Below are 25,340 nucleotides of genomic sequence, written 5' to 3' on the forward strand. Positions count from 1 at the left end.
TCTGACCCCAGGCTGTTTATCTAGCAGCGCTTGCAAGGGGCACCGAATGTTACGAGCAACCCTCTTTATGCTGGGCTTGATGCTGCTGAGCAGCGTTCAGGCGCAGCCCCTGCGCATCGCCATGGAAGGGCAGTTTCCGCCCTTCGAGCAAATCGATGCGACGGGCCAATTACGCGGCTTCAATGTCGATATCGCCCAGGCCCTGTGTCAGGCCATGGCGGCGGATTGTCAGCTGGTCAGGTTTGCCTGGGACGATTTAATTCCGGCGCTCAACGAGCAGCGTGCGGACCTGATTCTGGCGTCCATGTCGATCACCGCACAGCGCGCCGAGCGGGTCGATTTCACCGCCAAATATGCGCAAACCCCGGCGTTCTTCTTCGCCCGCAAGGGCCTGGTCAATCAGGTGATCATCACCCCAAGGCGTATAGCCGGCAAACGCCTGGGTGTGCAGCGCGACACCACCTATGACCGCTTCCTGACCGACAAATACCAGCAGCACACCGAGGTGCAGCGCTTCGACTCCGCCGAAGGCATGTACCAGGCGCTGGCCGAAGGGCGCGTCGATCTGGTGCTGGATGACGCTGTGTCCGGCTATTTCGGCTTTCTCGACACGGCCCAGGGCCAGGGTTTCGAGCAAGTCGGCAACAAGGTGGTCGCCCCAAAACACTTTGGCAAAGGCCAGGGCATCGCCGTGCGCAAGGGCGATCACGTTCTGCGTGAGCGGCTAGATAGAGCGCTCAGCGTCATTCTCAGCAACGGCGTCTACAAGCGCATCGAGAAGCAGTATTTCAAACAGTTCACGGTGTATTAGCCGGAGGAGCCAGCCACCCAGAAAGCGTTGCCGTTTTGTCTGCAGCAGTTCCCGTTTTACAACTCTCACAACAAGCGTGCGCCGAGCGCACATCGGAGAACTCGAACCATGATCAGATCATTTATGCGGTGCAGCGCCTTGCTGCTCGCCCTTCTACCCGTCACCGGCTACAGCGCCGGCCCGCTGATATTGGTTGGCGGCGGCCTCAAGGATGACAACACGGCGATCTATCAGCGCCTGATTCAGCTGGCCGGTGGCAGCGGCCAGGCGCGGATTGGGGTGATCACCGCCGCCTCGATCCCGGAAAGCGACGACCCGGATGCCGGCACTGCCGATGCCGCCAACTCCAAAGCCAATGGCGAGTTCTATACCCAGCTACTGGAAACTTACGGCGCCGCCGATGCGCAATGGATCCCCATCGACCTGGATCAGATCAGCAATAACAGCAACCCGCAGGTGGTTGCGCAGATCAACAGCATGACCGGTTTCTTTTTCGGCGGTGGTGACCAGTCGCGCCTGACTCAGACCCTGCAAACCGCGACCCGTGCCGACAGCCCGGCACTGGCCGCGATTCGTGCGCGGCACAATGCCGGCGCGGTATTGGCGGGCACCAGTGCCGGCACTGCGATCATGGTGCAGGGGCCGATGGTTACTGGCGGCGAAAGCTATGACGCGCTGCGTTATGGCGTGTACACCTCGCCGGGTGGCGATGACCTGTCCTATGACATGCAGGGTGGTTTTGGCTTCTTCAACTATGGCCTGCTCGATACCCACTTCAGCGAGCGCGGCCGCCAGGGGCGGATCGTGCGCCTGGCGGATCACACCCAGGTGCCGTTTGCCTTTGGCGTCGATGAAAACACCGCGTTGCTGGTGCAGAACAACCCAACCCTGGGTCAGGTGGAAATGGAAGTAATCGGGGCTGCGGGGGTATTTATCTTCGACCTGCGTAACAAGGAACGCGGCACCGGCAGCAGCTATGCCCTGTATGACGTGCTGGGCAGCTACCTGACCGCAGGTGATCGCTATCGCCCGGTAACCGGCCAGTTTGTGATTGGCAGCGGCAAAACCAGCCTGCGCGGCCGCGAGGCCTATAGCAGCGCAATGACGGTCACCGGCGACATCTTCAGCAGCCCGAACAACAGTGGTGCGAATGGCCGGCGCAAACCGCGCGAGTTCGTCAAAGTCAGCACGGATCTGTTCAACAGCCGCGTGACCAGCACCTTGGGGCGTACGTATGAAAGCAATCCGCGCTTTCGCGTCGACCTGATCAAAAGCAGCCAGTTCGACAGTCACGGCTACCAGGGCACCGTTGGCGGTAAGAACATGTTGTCCTACCTGCGTCTGCTGATGGATTTCCGTCCTAACTGAGTGTGCTGTTGGCGGAAAAGTGAGTGATGCCGCTTCTTTCAGGCTGCGGCATCGCTCTGTTTGGATGGCGGGCTGTGGCGCCTTATGCGCGAGTTGTCAGCGGCGTGATCGGCTGCTGGGCTGGTTGCTCCGCGCGTGTGGATCAATGCTCGTCGTCGCTTGTTTCCAGGCTCTGTAGCACCACCTGTTCCAGCGCGTTGCTGGGTTCCGGTTGGGTGCCAGCCAGTTGGCCCAGCAGTTGCCACTGTTGGTCCAGCTCGCTGTTGATCGCCAGCATGCGCTCGATCATCTTGTGCGCTGTGGCATTTACCGCGCTGTCCTGGGTATTGAGCAGCTCGAACGACATCGCGGTAATGGCGGCAGTCAGGTGAGTGAGGGTGCGCGTGGACAGGCTGAGCAACTCGGTCAATTGCGCTTCCTTGGCAGTCATGGTCATCTCCTGGTCAATCACGCCCTGAGCTTAGCGCGACATGGTGTCGCCCGGCTATCCGCCCTATCGTCTGAGCCCTACCGTCGGGCCTGTGTGCGCTCTCTTTATCGTCCTGTGTCGCCTGCGCACTCCGTCGGGCACGGCGCGAATGTTTGTCTGTTGTGCTTTGCTCAATTAAAGGCGTGAATAGAATCCGGAGTGCAACCTTGCTGGTGTTTTGGTTGTACCTGTCGTCGGAAGTACTGCGTTTTTTTAAAACGAGCGTTTTTCTCGCGTATCAGTCGATTCTCGCTAGAGCCTTGCCTGTAGTGGGTTTGCGCTAGAGGATGACGTGATTTCGAGCTGCTGAGTGCTATAGAAAACCTTGATTTTGTTTGGTTGCACCTAGTTGCACCTTGCGCCTTCTGAGGTTTAATCTCTCGCCAGATTTTTTGTGACATGCCAGCCATGGCGACCACCCCCTGGGGGGCGTCGCGGGCTACGTCAAAAATTGCTCCCGGCGATTTTTTTGCCGTGTTCCAGCTCATAACAGGACAAACCAATGGCCACCACCACCCTTGGCGTAAAGCTCGATGATGCAACCCGTGATCGCCTCAAGCAGGCCGCGCAGTCGATTGACCGCACGCCGCATTGGTTGATCAAACAGGCGATCTTCAATTACCTGGAGCAGATTGAGGGTGGTTTGACCCCGGCCGAGCATTCGGGGTTGGCGGCGGTAGCCGGTGAAGAGACTGTCGAATCCCTGAATGAGCAAGGCCTGCAGGTGTTCCTCGACTTTGCCGAAAGCATCCTCCCGCAATCGGTGCTGCGTGCGGCGATTACCGGCGCTTATCGCCGTCCGGAAACCGAAGCGGTACCCATGCTGTTGGAGCAGGCGCGTCTGCCCAACGACATGGCCGAGGCGAGCAACAAGCTGGCCATGAAGATTGCCGAGAAGCTGCGCAACCAGAAGAACGCCGGCGGCCGTCAGGGCCTGGTGCAGGGGTTGCTGCAGGAATTCTCGCTGTCCTCGCAGGAGGGTGTGGCGCTGATGTGCCTGGCCGAAGCGCTGCTGCGCATTCCGGACAAGGCCACCCGTGACGCGCTGATTCGCGACAAGATCAGCAACGGCAACTGGAGTCAGCACCTCGGTAACAGCCCGTCGATGTTCGTCAATGCCGCCAGTTGGGGCTTGCTGATTACCGGCAAGCTGGTGTCGACGCACAACGAAGCCGGCTTGGTCACTTCGCTCAATCGCATCATTGGCAAGGGCGGCGAGCCACTGATTCGCAAGGGCGTGGACATGTCCATGCGCCTGATGGGCGAGCAGTTCGTTACCGGCGAAACCATCGCCGAAGCGCTGGCCAACGCCACCACAATGGAAAGCAAGGGTTTCCGCTATTCCTACGACATGCTCGGCGAAGCCGCGCTGACCGATGAAGATGCCAAGCGCTACCTGGTGTCCTACGAGCAGGCCATCCACGCCATCGGCAAGGCCTCCCATGGTCGTGGCATCTACGAAGGTCCGGGCATTTCGATCAAGCTCTCGGCCCTGCACCCGCGCTACAGCCGCGCTCAATACGAGCGCGTGATGGATGAGCTGTACCCGATCCTGCTGAGCCTGACCAAGCTGGCCAAGCAGTACGACATCGGCCTGAACATCGACGCCGAAGAAGCCGATCGCCTGGAAATCTCCCTCGATCTGCTTGAGCGTCTGTGCTTCGACCCGGCGCTGACCGGCTGGAACGGCATCGGCTTTGTCATTCAGGCCTACCAGAAGCGCTGCCCATACGTGATTGATTACGTCATCGACCTGGCCAAGCGCAGCCGTCACCGCCTGATGATCCGCCTGGTTAAAGGCGCGTACTGGGACAGCGAGATCAAGCGCGCCCAGGTCGAAGGCCTGGAAGGCTACCCGGTGTACACCCGCAAGTCGTACACCGACATTTCCTACATTGCCTGCGCACGCAAGCTGTTGGCCGTGCCAGAAGCCATCTACCCGCAGTTCGCCACTCACAACGCCCATTCGCTGTCGGCCATCTACCAGCTGGCCGGGCAGAATTACTACCCCGGCCAGTACGAGTTCCAGTGCCTGCATGGCATGGGCGAGCCGCTGTATGAGCAGGTGGTGGGCAAGGTGGCCGATGGCAAATTGAACCGTCCATGCCGTATCTACGCGCCGGTGGGCAGCCATGAAACGCTGCTGGCTTACCTGGTGCGGCGCCTGCTGGAAAACGGCGCGAACACCTCGTTCGTTAACCGTATTGCCGACACCAGCATCTCAATCAAGGAGCTGGTGCTCGACCCGGTGCAGCAGGTCGAGCAGATGGCCGCGCAGGAAGGCGGCCTTGGCCTGCCGCACCCGCGCATTGCCCTGCCGCGCGCGCTGTATGGCGACGTCCGCTTGAACTCCGAAGGCATCGACCTGGCCAACGAGCACCGCCTGGGCTCACTGTCTTCGGCGCTGCTGAGCAGCACCAACAACGCCTATAAGGCCATGCCGCTGCTCGGTTGCGAGGCGCCTGAGCTGAGCGAAGCGCAGCCGGTACGCAACCCGGCGGATCACCGCGACATCGTTGGCCATGTGTATGAGGCCAGTGAGCAGGATGTGCGTAACGCTGTGCTCTGCGCGGTATCCAGCGGGCAGATCTGGCAGTCGACCCTGCCGGCCGAGCGCGCTGCGGTGCTGGATCGCGCCGCCGACCAGATGGAAGCGGAAATGCAGCAGCTGATGGGGCTGCTGGTGCGTGAATCTGGCAAGACTTTCGCCAACGCCATCGCCGAAGTGCGCGAGGCGGTGGACTTCCTGCGCTACTACGCGGCGCAGGCACGCAATCACTTCAGCAATGACAGCCACCGCCCACTGGGCCCGGTGGTGTGCATCAGCCCGTGGAACTTCCCGCTGGCGATCTTCAGCGGTCAAGTGGCTGCTGCGCTGGCAGCCGGCAACACCGTGCTGGCCAAGCCGGCCGAGCAGACTCCGCTGATCGCCGCGCAGGCCGTGCGCATCCTGCTCGAAGCGGGTGTGCCGAGCGGCGCCGTGCAACTGCTGCCGGGTCGTGGCGAAACCGTCGGTGCCGGTCTGATCGGTAACGAGCGGGTGCGTGGCGTGATGTTTACCGGTTCTACCGAAGTGGCCGGGATCATCCAGCGAAACCTCGCCGGTCGCCTGGATGCCCAGGGCCGCACCATTCCGCTGATCGCCGAAACCGGTGGTCTCAACAGCATGATCGTCGACTCATCGGCCCTCACCGAACAGGTGGTGGTCGATGTCGTTGCCTCGGCCTTCGACAGCGCCGGCCAGCGTTGCTCAGCCCTGCGCGTACTGTGCGTGCAGGAAGATGTGGCGGATCGAGTGATCAATATGCTCAAGGGCGCCATGGCCGAATACAGCCTGGGCAACCCGGAGCGCCTGAGCACCGATATCGGCCCGGTGATCGACGCCGAAGCCAAGAACAATATCGACCAGCACATCGAGACGATGCGCGAGAAGGGCCGTAAGGTCTTCCAGGCCGCCCGTGCCCAGGGCGATGACGTCAAGCGCGGCACCTTCGTCCTGCCGACGCTGATCGAGCTGGACAGCTTCGATGAGATGACGCGTGAAATCTTCGGCCCTGTGCTGCATGTGGTGCGTTATCAGCGCGCTGGTTTGGGCAAGTTGTTGCAGCAGATCAACGACAGCGGCTACGGCCTGACCCTGGGTGTGCATACGCGCATTGATGAAACCATCGCCCAGGTGGTGGGCAGCGCTAAAGTCGGCAATCTGTATGTGAACCGCAATATGGTCGGCGCCGTGGTCGGTGTGCAGCCGTTTGGTGGCGAAGGCCTGTCCGGCACTGGCCCGAAAGCCGGTGGCCCGCTGTATATGTACCGTCTGCTGGCGACCCGTCCGCAGGATGCGGTGGCCAAGCAGCTGCAACAGGAAAAGGCTGAAACCCAGCGTCCGGCCGAGCAGGCCAAGGTGATTCAGGCGTTGCAGGATTGGGCAGGCAAAGAGGAGCCGAGCTTGAGCGCCCTGAGCGCGCAATATGTCGAGCTGGCGCAGAGCGGCACCGTGCAGATGCTTAACGGCCCAACTGGTGAGCGCAACAGCTACAGCCTGCTGCCGCGTGAGCATGTGCTGTGCTTGGCGGATGAGCGCAGTGATCTGCTGGTGCAGCTGGCGGCGGCGCTGGCCGTAGGCTGCCAGGTGCTGTGGCAGGAAGGCGAGCTGACCCGCGAGCTGTTTGCCGCACTGCCCAAGGCCGTGCAGCAACGCATCACCGTGCTTAGCCAGTGGAGCGAAAGCGACACTACGTTCGACGCCATCCTCCATCACGGTGACTCCGATCAGCTGCGCGAAGTCTGCCAGCTGGCGGCTCAGCGCCCAGGCGCGATCATCGGCGTACACGGGCTGCACAAAGGCGAGACGGATATCCCGCTCGAACGCCTGCTGATCGAACACGCCCTGAGCATCAACACTGCAGCGGCAGGCGGTAACGCCAGCCTGATGACCATCGGTTAAGTAGCTGCACCGAGCGTGCTGCCCCGGCTGGCTTTAACCCACCGGGGCAGTTGGCAACACCGGCTTACCGCCACCCCCAGGGACCTTGCCCAGGTGCCTGATGCTGCTCTGCAGCGCCCGTCGAACATCCGGCAACGGAGGGCTACCCGCCCAGTACGATGCGTTTCTTCCCTTCTGGCATTTCGATGCATTGCGCGCGCCTACCCGGCGGGCGCGGCAACGGAGCTATCCGCTCCGTTGCGCATCGCCCGCCTGGCGACTGTTCAGAGCTAATCCTGCGTTGTTATGTGCCCCTGCGTTCGCTCGACTGTGCTTAGCCTCAAGGCGCTCAAACGTGTCGATAGCGCTATTTGCTTTTGCCTGCCAGCTGATCGCGCAGTGCACGCTCGACCGCAATCTGCAGCGTGTATGCAGGTGCTTCGATGGCGTCGTGGTCGCGGGTGTAGCGGCGGGTAAATTCGCGTACGCCCCATTGCTGGTATTGCTGCACGTGCAGCAGTTCATGCGCCCACAGCGCGACATTTTGCTGGGCGTCTTCAACATTGCGGAAGACGATGATGTCGATCAGCGTTACCGCCTGTACGTCGGGGTTTTGCAGCAGGGCATTGCCGGCGTTGAGTGCCGCGCCATCGTCGACCCTAAAGCGCGCTGAGTCGAGCACCGCTATATCGAAATACGCTTCTAGTTGAGCGCGGATATGCAGAGGCACAGGTTCGGTTCCGTCGGTTGCTGCCCGCTGACGGGCCTGTAACAGCCCTTGTTCAAGGCCTGAGGCGGCAATCTGGCTGACGTCTTTATACAGCACGTCGATGTCGGCCTGGCTGATCGGCGCACAGAAGCACATCCCGGCACAGACCTGCTGCTGCCCGCTGGGGCAGGCGAGAACCGAGGCGGCGAGGCCGAGCCCGCCAACCAGCAGGGCGACCCAGCGCAGTGGGTGACGCAAGAACACAGCAGGCAAGGACGCTTCCCTCAAATAACAACGGCCGACGCAGTATGCGCCAGTGTGGCAAGGCAGTCGGACAGTGGCCGTTGCGTTTGGTTGCAGCGCTGCGCTGGAGGTTACACCCGCACCCAGCGCTGCCGAGTCCAGCTGCTAAACGCATCGACGCCGAACACCAGCAGCAGCATGGCGATGATTACCGTGCTTGCCTGAGGCTCCTGAAACAGGCTGAGGCTGACATAGAGCATCTGTCCCAGACCGCCGGCGCCGACAAAGCCGAGCACGCTGGCCATGCGGATATTGTTTTCCCAGCGGTACAGGCAGTAGGCCAATAGCTGTGGCCAGAGGTTGGGCAGGGTGCCGTAGCAGAACGCCGCGACCTGGCTGCCGCCCTGCAGGCGAATCGCCTCGGCCGGTGCGGTCGGGGTGTTCTCCAACGCTTCGGCAAACAGCCGGCCGAGCACGCCAGTGGTGTGCAGGGCCAGCGCCAGGGTGCCGGCATTTGGGCCAAGGCCTGCGGCAAATACCATCAGCGCGGCCCAGACCAGTTCGGGGATCGCCCGCAGGGCATTGAGCAGCAAACGTGCGGCGCTCTGTAGCGGCCAGCCGAAGCGCCCGGCCGCAGGCAGCGCCAGTGCCAGGCCGAACACCGCCGCGAGCAAGGTGCCGAGGGCCGACATGGCCAGGGTTTCCAAGGCCCCTCGGCTGATGGCCGACAGGTGTTCGGCGCTCAGGTCCGGGCTGAGGAAACGGCGCACATAGCCGGCCATCTGTCCCAGGCTGTCGCCGCTGGTCAGCGTGACTAGGTCAATGCCCAGGTAAATAAATGAGGCGATCACCGCCGCGCCGATGCCAAACAGCAGCAACAGGTTGATCAGCCGGTTCATGCCAGCCTCCCGCGCAGCACGCGGCTGAGCTGGTCGGCCAATAGCACCAGGAGGAGGAAGGTCAGCAGCATGCTGGCCACTTCACCGCCGGCGAACATGCGCATCGACAGATCGATCTGCTGGCCCAGGCCACCGGCGCCGACGAAGCCCATCACCACCGAGGCGCGGATCGCGCATTCCCAGCGGTACACCGTATAGGAGGTCAGTTCCGCTGCGGCGTTCGGCAGGATGCCGTAGACAAAGGCCGCCAGCCGGCCGCTGCCCGCTTGTAGTAAGGCGTGAGCCGGGCGCTGGTCGACCGATTCGAAGATTTCCGCATAGACCTTGCCAAGCATGCCGCTGTAGGTGATGGCGATGGCCAGCACCCCAGCGGTGGGGCCGAGGCCGACCGCGCGGACGAACAACAGCGCCCAGACAATTTCCGGCACGCTGCGCAGGAAGATCAGCAGGCCGCGCACCGGCCAGCGCAGCAACTGCGCCAGCGGCTTCGGCCGACCACCACGGGAAGCCGCGGACAGCGATAACGCGCGGCTGGCCAGCAGACTGGCTGGAATCGCCAATAGCAGCGCCAGGGCCATGCCGGCGGTGGCGATGGCCAGGGTTTGCAGGGTGGCGTCGAGCAGTAACTGCAGAAAGTCCGCGTCATGCGCCGGCGGCCAGAAGGCGGAGACGAAGCGTCCCATCTCGCTCTGGCTGTCGGCTTGCAGCAACACGCCCAAGTCCAGCTCGCTGAGCTGGATGCCCGGCCACAGTAAGGCCAGCGCCAACAATGTCAGTAGTAGGCGGGGCAGTGCGGCCGGGTCGCGGGTGTCGCGGTTTAGCATCGCGGTATCTGCAGGCTCAGGGGCACGCTGGGTGCGGGTGGCGAGAGCAGTTGCTCGTTGGCGTACAGGGCGTCGAGCTGCGCCTGATCGACCTCGCCGGCAGGACGGTCGAAGAGAATCTGTCCGTCACGCAGGCCGATAATCCGCGGGAAGTGCGCCAGGGCCAGTTCCACCGCGTGCAGGCTGGCGACCAGAGTGACGCCATGGGTTTCGGCATGCCGACACAGCACGTTGAGGGTGTGCTCCGCCAGCACCGGGTCCATGGCCGATACCGGCTCATCGGCCAGCAGCAGTTCTGGAGCCTGGTACAGCACGCGGGCGATGCCGACGCGCTGCAGCTGGCCACCGGAAAGCTGCTGGCACTGGGCGAACAACTTGTCGGCCAGGTCCAACTTGGCCAGCTCACGGCGCGCGCCGGGGATATCCAGTGGGTGCAGCAGATTTAGCAGGCTCTTGCCCAGGCCCCATTGGCCAAGCTTGCCGGCCAGCACTGCAGTGATCACCCGCTGGCGCGCCGGCAGAGGCGGCGCCTGATGCACCAGGCCGATGCGCGCACGCAAGTGCTGGCGCTGGCGGCTGGGCAGTTGCCAGGGCTGCTCGCCGAGTATCTGCAGCTCGCCGCTGCTCGGTTGCAGGGCCGTGGCCAGCAGGATGAGCAGGCTCGACTTGCCGGCCCCGGAAGGGCCGATGATGGCGACGCGCTCGCCGGAGGCGATATGCAAGTCCACACCGCGCAGGGCGTGGACTGCATTACCGTGGCTGAGGCTGGCGCCGGTCAGGCGCAGGGTCATTTCAGCAGGTCGGCGGCGCGCGCAGCGTCCTCGATGCCTTTGTAGTTTTCCGGCTTGGTCTCGATAAAGCGGCTGGCGGCCTGCAGATCGAGAATCGCCTTGTGCTCGGGGTTGGCTGGGTCGAGGGCGAGGAAGGCAGCTTTGATCTTCTCGGCCAGGGCCGGGTCGAGGGTGCCACGCACGGTCCAGTTGTAGTCGTAGTAAGTCGGAGTGGTGGCGAACACCTTGACCTTGTTGCTATCGACCTTGCCGCTGGCAACCAGCTTGTCCCACACGCTGGCGTTGAGCACGCCGCCATCGACCTTGCCGGCCTGCACCCAGGCGGCGGTGGCGTCATGTGCACCGGAGTAGCCGACGCGGCTGAAGTGGCTTTCCGGCTTGATGCCATCCTGCAGCATGAAATAGCGCGGCATCAGGCTGCCGGAGGTGGACGACACCGAGCCGAAGGCAAAGGTCTTGCCCTTGAGGTCGGCCAGGGAGGTCACGTCCGGGTTGGCGGTGATGAACTTGCTGGTGAACTGCGCATCCTGCTCACGCTGCACCAGCGGAATGGCGTTGCCGGTCTTCAGGCGCACTTGCACGAAGGTAAAACCGCCGAGCCAGGCCAGGTCCAGGCGGTCGGTGGCCAGTGCTTCGACCACGGCCGGGTAGTCGGCGACCGGAGTGAACTCGACCTGCATGCCCAGTTGCTGTTCCAGGTAGGCGCCCAGCGGTTTGAATTTGCGCAGCAGTTCGGTCGGCGCTTCGTCCGGAATGGCGCTGACGCGGAGCACTTCGGCGGCTTGGGTCAGGCTGGTAGACAATGACAGGGCAAAGCCGGCGGCAAGCGCCAGGGTACGTTTGAGCATGAAGATTCTCCGGTTCAATAGCGGAAAAGGTTCGAAATGGCAGACCAGCAGGTATGCGGACTGCGCGTAGTCAGGGTAGTCGACGTGGCGCGATTATAGGGGCCACTGCGTTAAAGGCCAGCTTTGCCGGCCGCAGGACAATAAGGCCAGGTCAGCAGCGCCGGTTACTGGCCTAGGGGCTTGTCTTGCCTGGATTTTTCAACTGCCTGTTAGAATCCGCGCCTGTTTCCGATTTGCCGAGAGCCTGACCGATGAGCGAGCCGATCCGTTTGACCCAGTACAGCCACGGGGCCGGTTGCGGCTGCAAGATTTCGCCGAAGGTGCTGGAGGTGATACTCGCCGGCAGCGGCGCGCAAAACCTCGACCCCAAACTGTGGGTCGGCAATGCCTCGCGTGATGACGCGGCGGTGTATGCCCTGGACGACGAGCGCGGGGTGGTGTCGACCACCGACTTCTTTATGCCGATTGTCGATGACCCCTACGACTTTGGCCGCATCGCTGCCACCAATGCGATCAGCGATATCTACGCCATGGGCGGCGATCCGCTGATGGCCATCGCCATTCTCGGCTGGCCGGTCAATCTACTGCCGCCGGAAGTGGCCCGCGAAGTGATTCGCGGCGGCCGCGCCGTGTGCGACGAGGCCGGCATCCCGCTGGCTGGCGGGCATTCCATCGACGCCCCGGAGCCGATTTTCGGCCTGGCAGTCACCGGTGTGGTGCTCAAGCGCCATATGAAACGCAACGACAGCGCCACGGCCGGTTGCCAGCTGTACCTCTCCAAGCCGCTGGGCATCGGCATCCTCACCACCGCCGAGAAGAAGGCCAAACTGCGCGCCGAGGATGTCGGCCTGGCGCGCGACTGGATGTGCACCCTGAACAAGCCCGGTTCGCGCTTCGGCAAATTGGCCGGGGTTACTGCGATGACCGACGTCACCGGTTTCGGCCTGCTCGGCCACCTGGTTGAGATGGCCGATGGTGCCAATCTCACTGCCCAGCTCGACTACGCCGCCGTGCCACGCCTGCCGGGGGTCGACTACTACCTGGCCGAGGGCTGCGTGCCGGGCGGCACCCTGCGCAATTTCGACAGTTATGGCGAGAAGATCGCGGCTATTACCGATGAGCAGCGCGACCTGCTGTGCGACCCGCAGACCAGCGGCGGTCTGCTGATCGCCGTAACGCCAGACGGCGAAGCGGAGTTTCTTGCCGTGGCCGCCGAGTTGGGCCTGAACCTTTCGCCAATCGGCCGTTTGGCCCCGCGACAGCGCTACGCGGTCGAGGTGCTGTGATGCGCGACAACAGCAGCAACTACCGCGACATCTTCCTCAATGATCTGCCGATGATGGACGCCCGCGCCCCGGTCGAGTTCAGCAAGGGTGCCTTCCCCGGAGTGTTCAATCTGCCGCTGATGGATGACAGCGAGCGCCAGCGCGTCGGTACCTGCTACAAGCAGCATGGCCAGGACGCCGCCATCGCGCTCGGCCACCAACTGGTCAGCGGCCAGGTCAAGGCCGAGCGGGTCGCGGCCTGGGCGGCGTTCGCCAAGGCCAATCCGCATGGCTATCTGTACTGCTTTCGCGGCGGCCTGCGTTCGCAGATCACTCAGCAATGGCTGGCCGAAGCCGGTATCGACTATCCCCGGGTAATCGGTGGCTACAAGGCGATGCGCACCTTTTTGCTGGAAACCACTGAGCAGGCGGTTAACGAGTGCGATTTCGTTATCCTCGGCGGCCTGACTGGCACCGGTAAAACCGACGTGTTGGTGCAGCTGGATAACAGCCTGGACCTGGAAGGCCACGCCAACCACCGTGGCTCCAGCTTTGGCAAACGCGCCAGTGGCCAGCCGGCGCAGATCGACTTCGAAAACCGTCTGGCCATTGACCTGCTCAAGCAGCGTGCCCGTGGCACCGAGCAGTTTGTGCTGGAAGACGAAGGGCGCATGGTCGGCAGCTGCACCGTGCCGCTGGCGCTGTACCAGGGCATGCAGCAGTACCCGCTGGTGTGGCTGGAAGATGCTTTCGAGGACCGCGTCGAGCGCATCCTGCGCGATTACGTGGTCAACCTGTGCGCCGAATTTATCGCCCTGCACGGTGAGGACGAGGGCTTCCGACTCTACGCCGAGCGCCTGCTGCAAAGCCTGAGCAATATCCAGAAGCGCCTGGGCGGCGAGCGTTACCAGCGTTTGCTGGCCATCATGCAGGCGGCGCTGGATGAACAGCGCAGCGGGGCGGTTGAACTGCACCGTGACTGGATCGCCGGGTTGCTGCGTGAATACTACGACCCGATGTACGCCTACCAGCGCGAAAGCAAGGCGGCGCGTATCGAGTTCGCCGGTGACCAGGCGGCGGTCATCGCCTACCTGACTGAGCGCAAGGCCAATCGCCAGGCAGGCTGAGTGTCACCACCCAGCCCCGTGCTGCAATCATCCGTTGCTGGCTTCTGGCAGCTTGGCGATCACCTTGATCTCGAACTGGAAGCCATACAGCCAGGTCACACCGACGGCAGTTATGGTCGGGTACGGCGCGTTACCCCAGAACTCCGGGACAACCTTCCAGATTCTTTCGAACGTCGCTTGCGGATCGACCATAAACACGGTCACGTCGACCACATCGTCAAAGCTGCCGCCGGCAGCGTGCAGAATCGCATTTAGGTTGGTGAATGCGGTGCGCACCTGCTCCTCCAGCTCGGGTTCGGGCGAGCCGTCTTCACGGCTACCGACTTGCCCCGAGACAAACAAAAAGCCATTGCTGCGGATCGCCGGGGAATAACGATTGCGCTCATACAGCGCATGGCGGCCTGGTGGGAATACAACGTCACGCTGGTTCATAAGTACCTCCATCTTGGGGCCGGTATCGCCCCGATTTATTAACGATGAAGCGACTGTAGGGCGTTGCGTTAGGCCGATAAACCAGCAACTCTGATCATCACTGTTTGAGTATTCCAAACAATCAGGCCGATATTGGGGTGAGAAATGGACCGTTTTGCTGCAATGCAGGCGTTTGCTCGGGTGGTGGAGGCGGGCAGCTTTACCAAGGCGGCGGAAACCCTGCACATGAGTAAAACCAGCGTGACCCAGCTGGTGCAGCAGCTGGAGGCGCGCTTGCGGGTCAAGCTGCTCAACCGCACCACGCGCAAGGTCAACCTCACGGCCGACGGCGCGCTCTACTACGAGCGTGTGCTAAGGCTGCTGGATGATCTGGCCGATGCCGAGACCAGCCTCTCCGGGGCTTCGGCGGTGCCCAGAGGCCGGCTGCGGGTGGACGTGCCCAGCCCACTGGCCAGAATGATTTTGATGCCTGCCTTGCCGGCGTTCCACGCGCGCTACCCGGAGATCCAGATCGATATGGGCGTCAGCGACCGCATCGTCGATCTGATTGGCGAGAAGGTCGATTGCGTTGTGCGCGGCGGCGAGTTGACCGATCAATCGCTGATGGCGCGCCGGGTTGGCGACCTGCAGCTGGGCGTTTATGCAGCGCCCAGCTACCTGCAGCGCCTTGGCACGCCTGCGCACCCGCGTGAGCTGGAAGACTCGCAGCACCGTATTGTCGGCTTCCTCTGGGCGCGTACCGGCAAAGCCCTGCCGTATGCCATGCACCGCGCCGGGGAGAGCATTCATATCCAGGGTCGTTACGTGCTGGCGGTCGACGACGGCAACGCCTACCTGGCGGCAGGGCTGGCCGGCATGGGGGTGCTATGGTTGCCGGACTATATGTCCGCGCCGCATGTGGCGCAGGGTGAGTTGCTGCCGCTGTTCAGCGACTGGCGCCTCGAGCCGATGCCGCTGTACGTGGCCTTTCCGCCGAACCGGCATATCAGCATCAAGCTGCGTGTGTTTATCGAATGGGTCGCCGAGCTGATGGCGCAGCATGCGCCTATTGCAGGAAAATCTCCGGCTCGCTGAGGCGGGCAAGCTTGTCGGGGTTGCGCATGATAAAAATGCCGGAAAGATCGCCGTGCGCATCAAAGCCGAAGCTGAGCGCAGCGCTAATGCGGCCACCGTCGAGCAGTAGGGCGCCGCGTGAACCGTTGATGTCCGCTGAGCGCCATTCATAGGTTTTCCAGAAGCCGCTGAGTTTGCCGGCGATAAATTCGAGCACGCGGGCTTTGCCATAAAGCGGGTCGAGCAGGGTGGCTGCTTTACCACCGCCGTCGGCTTTCAGTTGAATGTCTTGCGCCATCAGCGCGGCAAGGTTTCCGGTCGCACCGGTGGCGATGGCCGATTGAAACGCGGCGAGTAATGTCTCCTGCCGCTGCGCGGTCACGACGTTGCGAGCATCGGTGCGGCCAACATTGATCCGTGCCCGAGAAACCAGTTTGCGGCAGGCGGTTTCTTGCATACCCAGGACGGCGGCAACCTGCGCGTAAGGCTGCTCGAAAATCTCGTGCAGCAGATAAGCCGCCCGTTCTTTGGGGGCGAGTCGCTCAAGCAGGAGCAAGAACGCCATGGAGAGCGACGATGACAGGTCCAGTGCGCGTTCTGGCGTGTTTTCGGTCACGCACTGTATGGGCTCCGGCAGCCACGTGCCAATGTAGTCGACCCGGACTTGCCGGGCCGCGCGTAGCAGGTCGATGCAGCGGCGCGTGCATGCAGAGGTTAACCAGGCCGCCGGGTTATTGATCGCGCGCCGGTCGGCCTGGCTCCATTTGACAAAGGTATCCTGCACCGCGTCCTCGGCTTCGGCTAACGAACCGAGAATGCGGTAGGCGAGGCCAGTGAGAAGCGCCCGCCTGCTCTCAAACAGGCTTAGGTGATCGTGATGTTCTTCGCTCATATCAGTGCGCTGAGATTTGTATACGGTTCCATAGATTGATAATCGCAACTGTCGCCGTCAGAGCGCTGATTTGCGTCTCAGTGAACTGCTCGCGTAGCGCCGCGCGCAACGGCCGATAGTCGACGCTGTGATCGAGTAGGGTCAGGGCTTCAGTCCAGGCCAGCGCCGCGCGCTCGCGCGCAGAAAAGTCGCTGCTTTGCTTCCAGACCACTAAGCGGTCTAGGCGTTCGTCGCTTTCGCCATCCGCGCGCGCCTCCTTGCTGTGCATTCTGACGCAATAGGCGCAGGCGTTGATTTGCGATGCGCGTAACTGCACAAGATGGTGCAGTTTCCGCTCCAGGCCATGGCTGTCGATTGCCACATGGGCGTTTTCAAGCGCGGTAAAAACATCGGGAATGTTGGTGTAGTGGTTGAAGGTCGTACTCATCTCTCGGGCTTCCTCGGGGGTGTTTATCTATATGACGATCAGGCTGCCCGCGATGTGACCTGTGCTGTGGAGCAACGGCTGGCATGCCTGGCAAACGCCCAGCCGTCAGCACTTGCCGAGCAGCGCGGCGCAGCTCAGTTGATTCCCGTGCACGATGTTGAGCAGATCGTATGTATGGCCTTGAGTCTGTTTGCTGCCTGCTTCGCCAAGGAACGCACCTTGGCGGCAATCCTCGATGAGTGTTTTTGAACCTGAATTTTCGCCGGCTTATCGCCGCTAGGGCCGTGCAGGCTGTGAGTTACGGCCGAACGTGAGTGCGACAGCCACAGCAACCAGTGCCGCAGCGGCAACCAGAACGGCGGCCGAACTCCAGCCGAACGCTTGGATTGCACTGCCTACCGCGATGGGGCCGATGATCTGCCCCAGGTTGTTGCCTTGGATAATCAGCCCCAGGACCACTGGCACCAGGGCTGCCGTAGGTGCAACAAGTGGAGCGGCAGACAGCAGCGCGGCGGGAATTAGCCCACCTACCGCGGAAAACACCACGCAGAGCATAAAGGTGCCGGTATCCGGCAGCAGCGACAGAAAGATGCCGAGGCTGCTGAGGCCCATGGTCAGGCTGGCGCCGACGAGCAGACTGGCTCGCGTTATGCCGCGCGAGAGGAGAACGCCGGCGGCAAGATTGCCGAGGATATTCGCGGCTGTCGCCAGCGCACTCAGCAAGCCGGCGCTCCTGTGGCTAACCTCCATGCGCTCCATCAGCAGTACCGGCAAAAAGCTGAACAGCGCAAAGAACATCAGGCCATAGAGGGCGAACATCACCGCGAGCACGACGGGTGCCCTGGCGCTAAGGACGGTGATGGAGTTCGCCTTCAGGCTGCGCCATGACCAGGCCTGTCGTTCACCACTGTTCGGGATGATCAGCCACACCAGCAGATAAACCAGCAAGGCCAGACCGCCGCTTGCCCACCACAGCACGCGCCAACTCTCGAACAGCGGTCCGGCGAGCATGGCGGCCGCGATGCCTGCCGGCATAAAGCAGCTCCACAGAGCGAAGGCGAGATCGCGATCCGCGGGTTCGGTGACCTGAGCGAGGAGCGACGGCGCGGCGACTGTAATCATCAAGAAGCCAGCACCCTCGATAATTCTCGACAGCAAGAGCGCCGGCAAACCTGTGGCCATGGCACCGCATGCTGCCCCCAGGATTGTTGTCAGCAGGCCGATGAGTAGAATGCGCCGGCTGCCAAAACTTGCCGCCAGAGCGCCGGTCGGAATGCCGCCGATCAACCCCAGCAGCGCAAAAATCCCTGTCAGCCAACCAATGTCCGCGAGGCTGATGCCCAGGTCTGCCTGCAGCACAGGCGCGGCGATTACCGCTTTGCCCACCTGCACGGCTGCCACAGTGCCGGCACTGACGAGCAGCAGTACGCTGCTCCAGCGGGTCGAGGTGAGCGGTGAGGCGTATGCGGTGCTTTCCATCATGCCGCCTCGTGATTGCGCCCGGCGGCCAGCGCGAGGGCTATTTCGGCGACGTGGCGGCCTTGAAAACGCGCACCATCCAGTTCATTTGCACTCGGTTGGCGATCACCACCGTTGCCGTCATCGGCCAGGGTCGAGGCGCCATAGGGCGTGCCGCCGGTAATTTCATCCATGCGCAGCTGCCCTTTAAAGCTGTAAGGCAGGCCGACCACGATCATGCCCAGATGAAACAGCACGGTGTGGGTGGATTGGAGGGTGGTTTCCTGGCCGCCATGCTGGCTGCCGGTCGAGGTGAACACGCTGCCCACTTTGCCGACGAGCTTGTCTTCGGCCCACAGCTTGCCCGTCTGATCGAGAAAGTTCTTCATCTGCGAGGCCATGTTGCCATAGCGAGTGGGTGTGCCGAGGATGATCGCATCATAGTCGGCAAGCTCGGCAATGGTGGCAACCGGTGCCTGTTGTTCCACCTTGTAGCCCGAGTTTCTTGCGGCCGTTTCTGGCACGAGTTCGGGAACACGCTTGAGCGTTACAGATGCGCCGGTTTGCCGCGCCCCTTCGGCAACCGCTGCCGCCATGGTTTCAATGTGGCCATAGGATGAGTAATAGAGCACCAATACCTTGGTCATGCGGGTTACCTCATGTGGGTGTGATGGTGAGCTAAGGGTGCCCCGTTTGATGGGTCGAAATAAGTGATGTAATTTTTATCAACTCGATCGATTGAAGTGATCATGTTAGACGCGCTGACCCTCGACCAACTGCGTACCTTTGTCACCATCGCCGACAGCGGCAGTTTTCGCGCGGCCGCCAGCAAGCTGTACCGCGTGCAGTCTGGCGTTAGTGTTGCCATCGGCAATCTAGAGGCGCAGCTTGGCGTATTGCTGTTTGATCGCTCGGGGCATCGCCCGGTATTGACGGCGGAAGGCAAGCTGTTGCTCAGCAATGCGCGGGACATTCTGCTGCGCGTCGATGCATTACGGGCCAAGGCGCGCGGGCTTGGCGATGGCGTAGAACTCGAACTGCCGATTGCCGTCGACACACTCTTCCCTATCCACCAGGTGGGCATGGCCATCGTCCAGATGCGCACCATCTACCCGTCGGTCACGGTGCGGATTGTCGTTGAACCCCTCGGCGGACCGCTGCTGGCGCTCAAAGAAAAGCGCTGCGCACTCTCGATCATGGTGGGCGAAGATTTCCGCGACCCACGTATCACCTTCGAGGCTTTGTCGGCGGTGGCGCAGGTCGCGGTGGTCGCCGCCCACCACCCGCTGGCCAGTCAGGGCGTCAGCCACACCCTTGGGGTTATGGAGCTTGCCGATCATTTGCAGATTGTCCTCGCTGACCCGACGCGCGCCTCCGAGGGGCGCGATTTTGGTGTGATCTCGCCGCAGACCTGCCGCGTAAATACTCAGGACGCCAAGCATGCGCTGATCCTGGCGGGCGTCGGTTGGGGGCGGCTGCCGCATTGGTTGGTGAGCCGCGACTTGGCTGAGGGCCGGCTCGTGCGGCTCAGGACGAACTCGCTGGGGCGCGAGGGGGAAGTTGTGTCGGAGGCCTATCTGGCCCATCGACTCGACGAGCCGATGGGGCCCGCCGCCCGCAAGTTTGCCGAAGCTTTAGTGCAACTCAACGCCAGCAGCGCTCCTGCGCCCTCGACATAGTTGGCCTGGCGGCACAGGCCGCCGCGCGGTCACAGCCAGTACACCCAGAGCCGACCGAACAGTTCCTTGGCCCGCACATCGAGTGGCCGCTCCTGCCAGTCAGGCAGGGTAATTTCGCGGGACTTCTCCAGATCGGCACGAAACGCCGCGCGCATCTTGTCGCCGAAGTCGTTGCCGAGCACCACGGCGTTGACCTCCTGGTTGTGCAGAAAACTGCGCCAATCGAGGTTGGTCGAACCGACTGTCGACCACACACCATCAATCACCGCTGTTTTCGCATGCAGTAATGCTTCGTGGCGCTCATAAAGGCGCACGCCGGCCTGCAACAATTCGTCGTAGTAGGCGCGGCCGGCATGAAACACCAGCCAGGAGTCGGTGCTGCTGGGTAGGATCAGCCGCACATCGACGCCGCGCGCCACAGCATCCTTCAGGGTGGACAGCAATTGTGGGTCGGGTACGAAATAGGCATTGGTCAACCAGATCTCGTCTTGTGCGCTGCGCAAGGCGGAAATCAGGGTGACGTAAATCAGGCTGTAGGGGTCGTCTGGCGAGCTGCCGATGGCGCGCACCACCTCACTGCCGCGCGCCTCGGCCGCGGGGACGTACTGGTCGATGGGCAGTGGCGGGCCTTTTTGCTTGGCCCAGGTGTCGATAAACAATTTTTGCAACTCGCCCACCACCGGCCCCTCCAAGCGCAGATGCGTATCGCGCCAGGGCAAGTCAGAGGCGGGATCATCCTGGCTACCCAGGCGCAGCGAACTGCCGGAATACACACTGCTGATATTGATTCCGCCAAGAAAGGCGATGCGTCCATCGACAATCAGTAACTTGCGGTGATCACGCTGGTTCACTGTCCAGCCGGCCTTGGCGGTGAGCGGGTTGATCGGGTTGAACTCGACGACTTGCACGCCGGCCTCGCTCAGCCGGGTGAAAAAGCTCGTCGCGGTGCCTAGGGTGCCGACGCTATCGTGGATCAGATTGACCTGCACGCCGGCCTGCTGTTTGGCGATCAGCGCGTCTGCAAAGTGCTGGCCGACTTCATCGTCATCGAAAATGTAGCTTTCCATGTTGATATGTTCGCGTGCGTCGGCAATCGCCTCCAGCATTGACGTGTAGGTGCGCGGCCCGTCCTGCAATAGCTCGACCCGATTACCGGTGGTCAATGGGCTGCCGACAATCGATTCCTCAATGGCCAGGTGCAGGTCGAAGAACGTGCTTGAAGCGCCGCGGGCCTGCAACCGTTCGATGATCGCCTTGCTGCGTGCAATCGACAGCGGCCCATTTGCGTCATCCAGTGCTACCGGCGCACGGTGGCGCGCCATATCCGGCACGAGAGAGGGAAGCGCCGCACAGCCAGAAGTGAGTGCCAGGCACACAGCTAATGCCACCAACAGCAACCAACGCCTGCATGACATGCAAAACCTCCAGGCAGTAGCAAGGACATGCAATACCTGCCGTCAGGCTAGCAGGATGCGGCGTATGCCAGCGGCCTTCACCGGCGCTGCTAATGCTCAAGCTTGCCAGCGGGATTTACTAGCGCCGCGAAATTGCAGGGCTCGAGTAGCGGACAATGGCAGCCGAGCGAGCGGCTGTCGGTGCGCTATAGCGCATAAGAAGCAGCGCAAGATCTGTCGCCCGTTTAGCTGACAGTGTCCTGATTCAGCGGCAAACGGCAGCGCTCCACCTTCCACCAGGTGGGCAACAGTTTGCGGATCGCCGGCTGGTTGAAACGGTCATCGATCAGGTAGACCACGCCCTGGTCCTGCACGGTGCGAATTACCCGCCCTGCGGCCTGCACCACCTTCTGCAAGCCGGGGTAGAGGTAGGTGTAGCCATAGCCGTTGTTGCTGCCAAACATCAACTCCATGCGCTGTTTGATCTCTTCATTGACCGGGTTGATCTGCGGCAGGCCGAGGGTGGCGATAAACGCGCCGATCAGGCGGTCGCCGGGCAGGTCGATGCCCTCGCCAAAGGCTCCGCCCAACACGGCAAAACCCACGCCACGGCCATTGCTGGAGAATCGATCGAGAAAGGCCTGACGCTCGTTTTCATCCATCTGGCGTGACTGCTGCCAGGTCGGGATTTGCGGGTGCGCCATCTGCAGTTCCTGCAGCACCGCCTGCAGGTAGGTGTAGCTGCTGAAGAAGGCCAGGTAGTTACCGGGCTTTTCCGCGTATTGGCGGGCAATCAGAGCGGCGATTGGGGCCAGCGAGAAGTCGCGATGGGCGTAGCGGGTGGACAGGTTGCTGACGGCCTGGACGTGTAGTTGCTCGGCACTGAAGGGCGACTCCACATCGATCCAGGGTGTTTCTTCCGGCAGGCCGAGCAGGTCGGCGTAATAGTTGGCTGGGCTCAGGGTGGCGGAAAACAGCGTGCAGCTGTGCGCCTCGTCGAAGCGCGGCGCAAGAAACGGCGCGGGCACGATATTGCGGATGCACAGGGTCGACACCGCCTGGCCGTTGCTCTCGCCACGGCTGATATCGAACAGCGAATGCGCGCCAAAGGCCTCGGCCAGGCGGCAGAACAGCATGGCGTCGAGGTAGAAGTGCAGCAGCTCGCCGGCATTGCCAGCGGGTTGTTCGCTGAGGTGATCGGTAAGCGTGCTGACCGCCTTTTGCAGCGCCATAACGAACAGGTCCGGCGCAGCTGGGTACACCTGATACGCCACTTCCTGATCGCGTTCCAGCTGGCGCCAGTGCCGGCTGATGCGCTCCAGCGGGCCCTTCATCACGCCAGGCGCGATACGACGTAGCGCTTCAAAACGCTGCTGATTGAGTTCGGCGGTGTACATGCCGCGCGCCCGCTCAATCAGGTTGTGGGCTTCGTCTACCAGCAGGGTGATGCGCCATTCATTGAGCAGCGTGAGGCCATACAACAGGCCGCCCATGTCGAAGTAATAGTTGTAATCGCAGACCACCACATCGGCCCAGCGGCACAGCTCCTGGCTCAGGTAGTAAGGACAAATCTGATGCGCCAAGGCGGTTGCGCGTACGCTCTCGTGGCTTAGCCATTGGCCTTCGAGTGCGGCCTGGCGGGCGGCCGGCAAGCGGTCGTAAAAGCCTTTGGCCAGCGGGCAGGAATCGCCATGGCAGGCTTTGTCCGGGTGTTCGCAGGCCTTGTCTCGCGCCACATGCTCCAGCACCCGCAGCGGCATCGCTTCTTCCTGGCTGCGCAGGGTGGCCAATGCATCCAGCGCCAGGCGCCGGCCAGGCGTTTTTGCGGTAAGAAAAAACAACCGATCCAGCTGCTGCTCGGGAAAGGCCTTGAGCTGCGGAAACAGAGTGCCGAGGGTTTTACCAATGCCGGTGGTGGCCTGGGCCATTAGGCAGTGACCGTCACGCGCGGCGCGGTAAACCTGATTGGCCAGCTGGCGTTGCCCGCTGCGAAATTCGGCATGGGGAAAACGTAAGCGCACCAGGGCTTCATCGCGCTGGCGGCGATGCTCGCGTTCGTACTCGGCCCAGCGGATATAGCGGCTGCATTGCAGCTCAAAAAACTCCCGCAGTTCATCTGCCGTGGCGGTCAGGTGAAAGGCGGTTTCGTGCTGGGTGATGACATTGAAATAGACCACCGCCAGGTTGATCTCAGCCATGTCGCGCTCCTGGCAGAGCAGCCAGCCGTAGACCTTGGCCTGGGCCCAATGCAGCAGGCGGTGGTTTTCCGGGATGCGGCTGATATCGCCCCTGTGGGTCTTGATCTCCTCCAGCAGGTTTTCATCCGGGTTATAACCGTCCGCCCGGCCGCGCACCTGCAAACCCTGGTAGGCGCCGCTCAAGGGTAATTCTGCGTGGTAAGTCGGACCGCGCCGGGCCACTACGATGGCATGGCCGGTCATGCCTTCCTGGGCGGTGGGCGAGGGGGTAAAGCGCAAATCGAGGTCGCCGACCTTGGCGGTGAACTCGCACAGCGCGCGCACCGCGACCTGATAGTTCACGCGCCGGCCCATTGCACGTAACAAACATCCACCGGCATGCCGTGCTCGGCGCAAAAGGCCAGCCAGCGGCGCTGGTTGTCCTGCAGGCGGTCGCCCGGGCCTTTGACTTCGATCATCCGGTAGCGCTGCTCGGCCGGCCAGAACTGGATCAGGTCAGGCATGCCGGCGCGGTTGGCTTTGATGTCCAGCAGCAGGCGCTTGAACCAGGCCCGCAGGTGCGCGGCGGGCAGGCAGTCGAGCGCTTGCTCCAGCAAGGCTTCGTCCAGCGCCGCCCAGAACACGAAGGGCGACTGGATGCCGAATTTGGCCGCGTAGTTTTCGCGGATCACCTGCTTGTAGGCATCCGAGTCGAGGTGGGCGAGGCAGCGGGCAAACAATGTCTCGCGCTGGGTATGGAAGTCAGCGCTGAACAGATCAACCGGCGCGGTGTGAAAGGGGTGGAAAAACGCCCCCGGCACTGGCGCGAAGATGGCCGGCCAGCAGAGCAGGCCAAACAGGCTGCAGATCAGGCTGTTCTCGACATAGTGCACGGGCGCGTCGGGTTCATGCAGATGGGCTTTGACGGCGAACTCGACACTTTGCGCGTCAGGCCTAGGCAGGCTCAGATCAATCCGTGCCGGCGCTACTGGCTTGGCCTTGCCGGGCTTAGGTTGCCCGAGCTGACGGGCCAGCCGGGTTAAGGCACGCTCCACCGCCTGGGCTTCGGCATCATTTTCCGGGGCCTGGATGGCTTGCAGCGTCAGTTCATAAGCCTGCTCGGGACGGCCCAGACGCTCCAGCACGCGGATCTGCCGCAGGCGCGCGCCGACATAACGGCAGTCACTGTAAAACGCCAACGCACCTTCCAGATCAGCCTCGCGCTCCAATTGCTGGCCCATGCGGAACAACAGCTTGTTGCGTCGCGCAGCCAGGAAGGGCGTATCGCAGACCACGGCATTGATCTGCTGCAGTACGTCGGCAAGCGGCTCACCGGCCTCGAACTGTTCACGGCTGCGCTGCAGGTGCAGGTAGCAGTCGACATCCGCGCGGTGACGAAAGGCCCGTGAGTCGGCCGTCAGCTCTACCCGCTCATAGCGGAAGATGCCGAGCTCGGCGAGAACGAACTCGGACCAGTCCTGGCGCAGATTGCCGAAGAACATCAGCCGCAGACGCTCGCACAGCGCGTCGATGGTCAGGGAGATAATCAACTCCTCACTGCCCGGACACCAGGCCGCAAAGGCGCGCGGCTCTGTGTGGGGCTCGGCCAGCTGGGCCAGCAGCTCTGATTTATTCTGCGATTTTCTGCTTGTGGGGCTGGCCAGGTGCTGCAGCACTTCATCCTTGCGCAGCAGCTTGAACAGTTCCTCCAAGGACAGCTCGGCGTCATGCCGCACCCAACCGGCGTCGAGCAGCGGCGCTGCCGCCTGACGCGCACAGCCGATTTCCCCATAGCTCAGCTTGCTCAGGCGAAAGTGGCTGCCCTTGCGCATGATCATCCGCACCAGCAGGGCCTGGGCGGGCGTGTCCAGGGCGAAGAACTGCCGCACAAACTCATGCTCGGCCTCGCTCAACAGATCGGCATAGCGCTCCTGCAGCCAGCTAAGCGCCTGACGGAAATTCGCCAGGTAGTAGAAGTGCGGATCGAGTTGCGACTGCATGAGTGGGCCGGTTGCGGTTGACATACAGCTACCTGTTTCTAACTACGTGCA

22 protein-coding genes are annotated in these 25,340 nt (G+C 62.4%); 8 read left to right on the forward strand and 14 right to left on the reverse strand.

The window, feature by feature from the left end; all coding sequences use genetic code 11:
- Positions 1 to 46 precede the first annotated feature (46 nt).
- Both AACX99_RS14090 and AACX99_RS14095 read left to right on the forward strand, forming a co-directional pair.
- A complete protein-coding gene (locus tag AACX99_RS14090) occupies positions 47 to 811 on the forward strand; it encodes a transporter substrate-binding domain-containing protein (RefSeq protein WP_339412721.1) in 765 nt (254 codons plus the stop codon).
- Positions 812 to 919: 108 nt separating this feature from the next.
- A complete protein-coding gene (locus AACX99_RS14095) occupies positions 920 to 2,179 on the forward strand; it encodes a cyanophycinase (RefSeq protein WP_339412723.1) in 1,260 nt (419 codons plus the stop codon).
- A 142-nt stretch (positions 2,180 to 2,321) separates the two neighbouring features.
- Here the strand turns inward: AACX99_RS14095 and AACX99_RS14100 are convergent, their stop codons facing one another.
- A complete protein-coding gene (locus AACX99_RS14100) occupies positions 2,322 to 2,609 on the reverse strand; it encodes a hypothetical protein (RefSeq protein ID WP_339412725.1) in 288 nt (95 codons plus the stop codon).
- 541 nt (positions 2,610 to 3,150) lie between these two features.
- On the opposite strand from AACX99_RS14100, the gene putA reads away from it, so the two are divergent.
- A complete protein-coding gene (putA, locus tag AACX99_RS14105; RefSeq protein WP_339412726.1) occupies positions 3,151 to 7,092 on the forward strand; it encodes a trifunctional transcriptional regulator/proline dehydrogenase/L-glutamate gamma-semialdehyde dehydrogenase in 3,942 nt (1,313 codons plus the stop codon).
- A 346-nt stretch (positions 7,093 to 7,438) separates the two neighbouring features.
- Here the strand turns inward: putA and AACX99_RS14110 are convergent, their stop codons facing one another.
- The 5 genes from AACX99_RS14110 to AACX99_RS14130 form a co-directional block, all read right to left on the reverse strand.
- The gene (locus AACX99_RS14110) at positions 7,439 to 8,026 is read right to left on the reverse strand and encodes an eCIS core domain-containing protein (RefSeq protein WP_339412823.1); all 588 of its coding nucleotides are present in this window, start codon (positions 8,024 to 8,026) and stop codon (positions 7,439 to 7,441) included.
- A gap of 128 nt (positions 8,027 to 8,154) precedes the next feature.
- On the reverse strand, positions 8,155 to 8,922 hold the full coding sequence (gene phnE, locus AACX99_RS14115; protein WP_339412728.1) for a phosphonate ABC transporter, permease protein PhnE: 768 nt from the start codon (positions 8,920 to 8,922) through the stop codon (positions 8,155 to 8,157).
- Positions 8,919 to 9,746: a PhnE/PtxC family ABC transporter permease gene (locus tag AACX99_RS14120; RefSeq protein WP_339412730.1), complete on the reverse strand. Its 828-nt coding sequence runs from the start codon at positions 9,744 to 9,746 to the stop codon at positions 8,919 to 8,921. Before AACX99_RS14120 ends, phnE begins: the two co-directional genes overlap by 4 nt.
- Positions 9,740 to 10,537 (reverse strand): phosphonate ABC transporter ATP-binding protein, encoded by a 798-nt coding sequence (locus AACX99_RS14125; protein ID WP_339412731.1) that lies wholly within the window; start codon positions 10,535 to 10,537, stop codon positions 9,740 to 9,742. Before AACX99_RS14125 ends, AACX99_RS14120 begins: the two co-directional genes overlap by 7 nt.
- Complete coding sequence (locus tag AACX99_RS14130; RefSeq protein WP_339412733.1) at positions 10,534 to 11,385, reverse strand: putative selenate ABC transporter substrate-binding protein; 852 nt, start codon at positions 11,383 to 11,385, stop codon at positions 10,534 to 10,536. Before AACX99_RS14130 ends, AACX99_RS14125 begins: the two co-directional genes overlap by 4 nt.
- A gap of 251 nt (positions 11,386 to 11,636) precedes the next feature.
- On the opposite strand from AACX99_RS14130, the gene selD reads away from it, so the two are divergent.
- The gene (gene selD, locus AACX99_RS14135; RefSeq protein WP_339412735.1) at positions 11,637 to 12,671 is read left to right on the forward strand and encodes a selenide, water dikinase SelD; all 1,035 of its coding nucleotides are present in this window, start codon (positions 11,637 to 11,639) and stop codon (positions 12,669 to 12,671) included.
- Positions 12,671 to 13,777 (forward strand): tRNA 2-selenouridine(34) synthase MnmH, encoded by a 1,107-nt coding sequence (mnmH, locus tag AACX99_RS14140; RefSeq protein WP_339412737.1) that lies wholly within the window; start codon positions 12,671 to 12,673, stop codon positions 13,775 to 13,777. The genes selD and mnmH overlap by 1 nt, the downstream gene beginning before the upstream one ends.
- Before the next feature lie 27 nt (positions 13,778 to 13,804).
- Here mnmH and AACX99_RS14145 read toward each other — a convergent pair whose 3' ends face one another.
- On the reverse strand, positions 13,805 to 14,209 hold the full coding sequence (locus tag AACX99_RS14145) for a RidA family protein (protein WP_339412738.1): 405 nt from the start codon (positions 14,207 to 14,209) through the stop codon (positions 13,805 to 13,807).
- A gap of 144 nt (positions 14,210 to 14,353) precedes the next feature.
- Here AACX99_RS14145 and AACX99_RS14150 point away from each other — a divergent pair, with 144 nt between their 5' ends.
- Positions 14,354 to 15,283 (forward strand): LysR family transcriptional regulator, encoded by a 930-nt coding sequence (locus tag AACX99_RS14150; protein WP_339412739.1) that lies wholly within the window; start codon positions 14,354 to 14,356, stop codon positions 15,281 to 15,283.
- On the opposite strand, the gene sigJ is transcribed toward AACX99_RS14150, so the two are convergent.
- Positions 15,255 to 16,154, reverse strand: a complete 900-nt coding sequence (sigJ, locus tag AACX99_RS14155; RefSeq protein ID WP_339412740.1) for an RNA polymerase sigma factor SigJ — start codon at positions 16,152 to 16,154, stop codon at positions 15,255 to 15,257. The genes AACX99_RS14150 and sigJ overlap by 29 nt on opposite strands.
- A gap of 1 nt (position 16,155) precedes the next feature.
- Positions 16,156 to 16,581 carry a carboxymuconolactone decarboxylase family protein gene (locus AACX99_RS14160; protein WP_339412742.1) on the reverse strand — a complete coding sequence of 142 codons (426 nt, stop codon included), beginning with the start codon at positions 16,579 to 16,581 and terminating at the stop codon, positions 16,156 to 16,158.
- On the opposite strand from AACX99_RS14160, the gene AACX99_RS14165 reads away from it, so the two are divergent.
- Positions 16,561 to 16,830, forward strand: coding sequence for a hypothetical protein (locus tag AACX99_RS14165; protein ID WP_339412743.1), 270 nt, complete (start codon positions 16,561 to 16,563; stop codon positions 16,828 to 16,830). The two genes, AACX99_RS14160 and AACX99_RS14165, sit on opposite strands and share 21 nt — an antisense overlap.
- Before the next feature lie 27 nt (positions 16,831 to 16,857).
- Here the strand turns inward: AACX99_RS14165 and AACX99_RS14170 are convergent, their stop codons facing one another.
- Positions 16,858 to 18,063 carry an MFS transporter gene (locus AACX99_RS14170; protein WP_339412745.1) on the reverse strand — a complete coding sequence of 402 codons (1,206 nt, stop codon included), beginning with the start codon at positions 18,061 to 18,063 and terminating at the stop codon, positions 16,858 to 16,860.
- Complete coding sequence (gene wrbA / locus AACX99_RS14175; RefSeq protein WP_339412747.1) at positions 18,060 to 18,686, reverse strand: NAD(P)H:quinone oxidoreductase; 627 nt, start codon at positions 18,684 to 18,686, stop codon at positions 18,060 to 18,062. The genes AACX99_RS14170 and wrbA overlap by 4 nt, the downstream gene beginning before the upstream one ends.
- Positions 18,687 to 18,788: 102 nt before the next feature.
- Between wrbA and AACX99_RS14180 the strand changes: the two genes are divergently transcribed.
- A complete protein-coding gene (locus AACX99_RS14180; RefSeq protein WP_339412748.1) occupies positions 18,789 to 19,718 on the forward strand; it encodes a LysR family transcriptional regulator in 930 nt (309 codons plus the stop codon).
- Positions 19,719 to 19,747: 29 nt separating this feature from the next.
- Here AACX99_RS14180 and cls read toward each other — a convergent pair whose 3' ends face one another.
- The 3 genes from cls to AACX99_RS14195 form a co-directional block, all read right to left on the reverse strand.
- Positions 19,748 to 21,040 carry a cardiolipin synthase gene (gene cls / locus AACX99_RS14185; protein WP_339412750.1) on the reverse strand — a complete coding sequence of 431 codons (1,293 nt, stop codon included), beginning with the start codon at positions 21,038 to 21,040 and terminating at the stop codon, positions 19,748 to 19,750.
- A gap of 317 nt (positions 21,041 to 21,357) precedes the next feature.
- A complete protein-coding gene (locus AACX99_RS14190; protein WP_339412751.1) occupies positions 21,358 to 23,652 on the reverse strand; it encodes an ATP-dependent DNA helicase in 2,295 nt (764 codons plus the stop codon).
- Positions 23,649 to 25,313, reverse strand: a complete 1,665-nt coding sequence (locus tag AACX99_RS14195; protein ID WP_339412753.1) for a VRR-NUC domain-containing protein — start codon at positions 25,311 to 25,313, stop codon at positions 23,649 to 23,651. Before AACX99_RS14195 ends, AACX99_RS14190 begins: the two co-directional genes overlap by 4 nt.
- Between the last annotated feature and the right edge of the window lie 27 nt (positions 25,314 to 25,340).

The sequence above is a fragment of the Pseudomonas sp. EA_35y_Pfl2_R5 genome (assembly GCF_963970805.1).
Taxonomy (GTDB): domain Bacteria; phylum Pseudomonadota; class Gammaproteobacteria; order Pseudomonadales; family Pseudomonadaceae; genus Aquipseudomonas.

Coding starts and splice junctions, on each gene's coding strand:
- AACX99_RS14090 (WP_339412721.1), top strand. CDS start 47: ATGTTACGAGCAACCCTCTTTATGCTGGGCTTGATGCTGCTGAGCAGC.
- AACX99_RS14095 (WP_339412723.1), top strand. CDS start 920: ATGATCAGATCATTTATGCGGTGCAGCGCCTTGCTGCTCGCCCTTCTA.
- AACX99_RS14100 (WP_339412725.1), bottom strand. CDS start 2,609: ATGACTGCCAAGGAAGCGCAATTGACCGAGTTGCTCAGCCTGTCCACG.
- putA (WP_339412726.1), top strand. CDS start 3,151: ATGGCCACCACCACCCTTGGCGTAAAGCTCGATGATGCAACCCGTGAT.
- phnE (WP_339412728.1), bottom strand. CDS start 8,922: ATGAACCGGCTGATCAACCTGTTGCTGCTGTTTGGCATCGGCGCGGCG.
- AACX99_RS14120 (WP_339412730.1), bottom strand. CDS start 9,746: ATGCTAAACCGCGACACCCGCGACCCGGCCGCACTGCCCCGCCTACTA.
- AACX99_RS14125 (WP_339412731.1), bottom strand. CDS start 10,537: ATGACCCTGCGCCTGACCGGCGCCAGCCTCAGCCACGGTAATGCAGTC.
- AACX99_RS14130 (WP_339412733.1), bottom strand. CDS start 11,385: ATGCTCAAACGTACCCTGGCGCTTGCCGCCGGCTTTGCCCTGTCATTG.
- selD (WP_339412735.1), top strand. CDS start 11,637: ATGAGCGAGCCGATCCGTTTGACCCAGTACAGCCACGGGGCCGGTTGC.
- mnmH (WP_339412737.1), top strand. CDS start 12,671: ATGCGCGACAACAGCAGCAACTACCGCGACATCTTCCTCAATGATCTG.
- AACX99_RS14145 (WP_339412738.1), bottom strand. CDS start 14,209: ATGAACCAGCGTGACGTTGTATTCCCACCAGGCCGCCATGCGCTGTAT.
- AACX99_RS14150 (WP_339412739.1), top strand. CDS start 14,354: ATGGACCGTTTTGCTGCAATGCAGGCGTTTGCTCGGGTGGTGGAGGCG.
- sigJ (WP_339412740.1), bottom strand. CDS start 16,154: ATGAGCGAAGAACATCACGATCACCTAAGCCTGTTTGAGAGCAGGCGG.
- AACX99_RS14160 (WP_339412742.1), bottom strand. CDS start 16,581: ATGAGTACGACCTTCAACCACTACACCAACATTCCCGATGTTTTTACC.
- AACX99_RS14170 (WP_339412745.1), bottom strand. CDS start 18,063: ATGATGGAAAGCACCGCATACGCCTCACCGCTCACCTCGACCCGCTGG.
- wrbA (WP_339412747.1), bottom strand. CDS start 18,686: ATGACCAAGGTATTGGTGCTCTATTACTCATCCTATGGCCACATTGAA.
- AACX99_RS14180 (WP_339412748.1), top strand. CDS start 18,789: ATGTTAGACGCGCTGACCCTCGACCAACTGCGTACCTTTGTCACCATC.
- cls (WP_339412750.1), bottom strand. CDS start 21,040: ATGGCGCGCCACCGTGCGCCGGTAGCACTGGATGACGCAAATGGGCCG.
- AACX99_RS14195 (WP_339412753.1), bottom strand. CDS start 25,313: ATGTCAACCGCAACCGGCCCACTCATGCAGTCGCAACTCGATCCGCAC.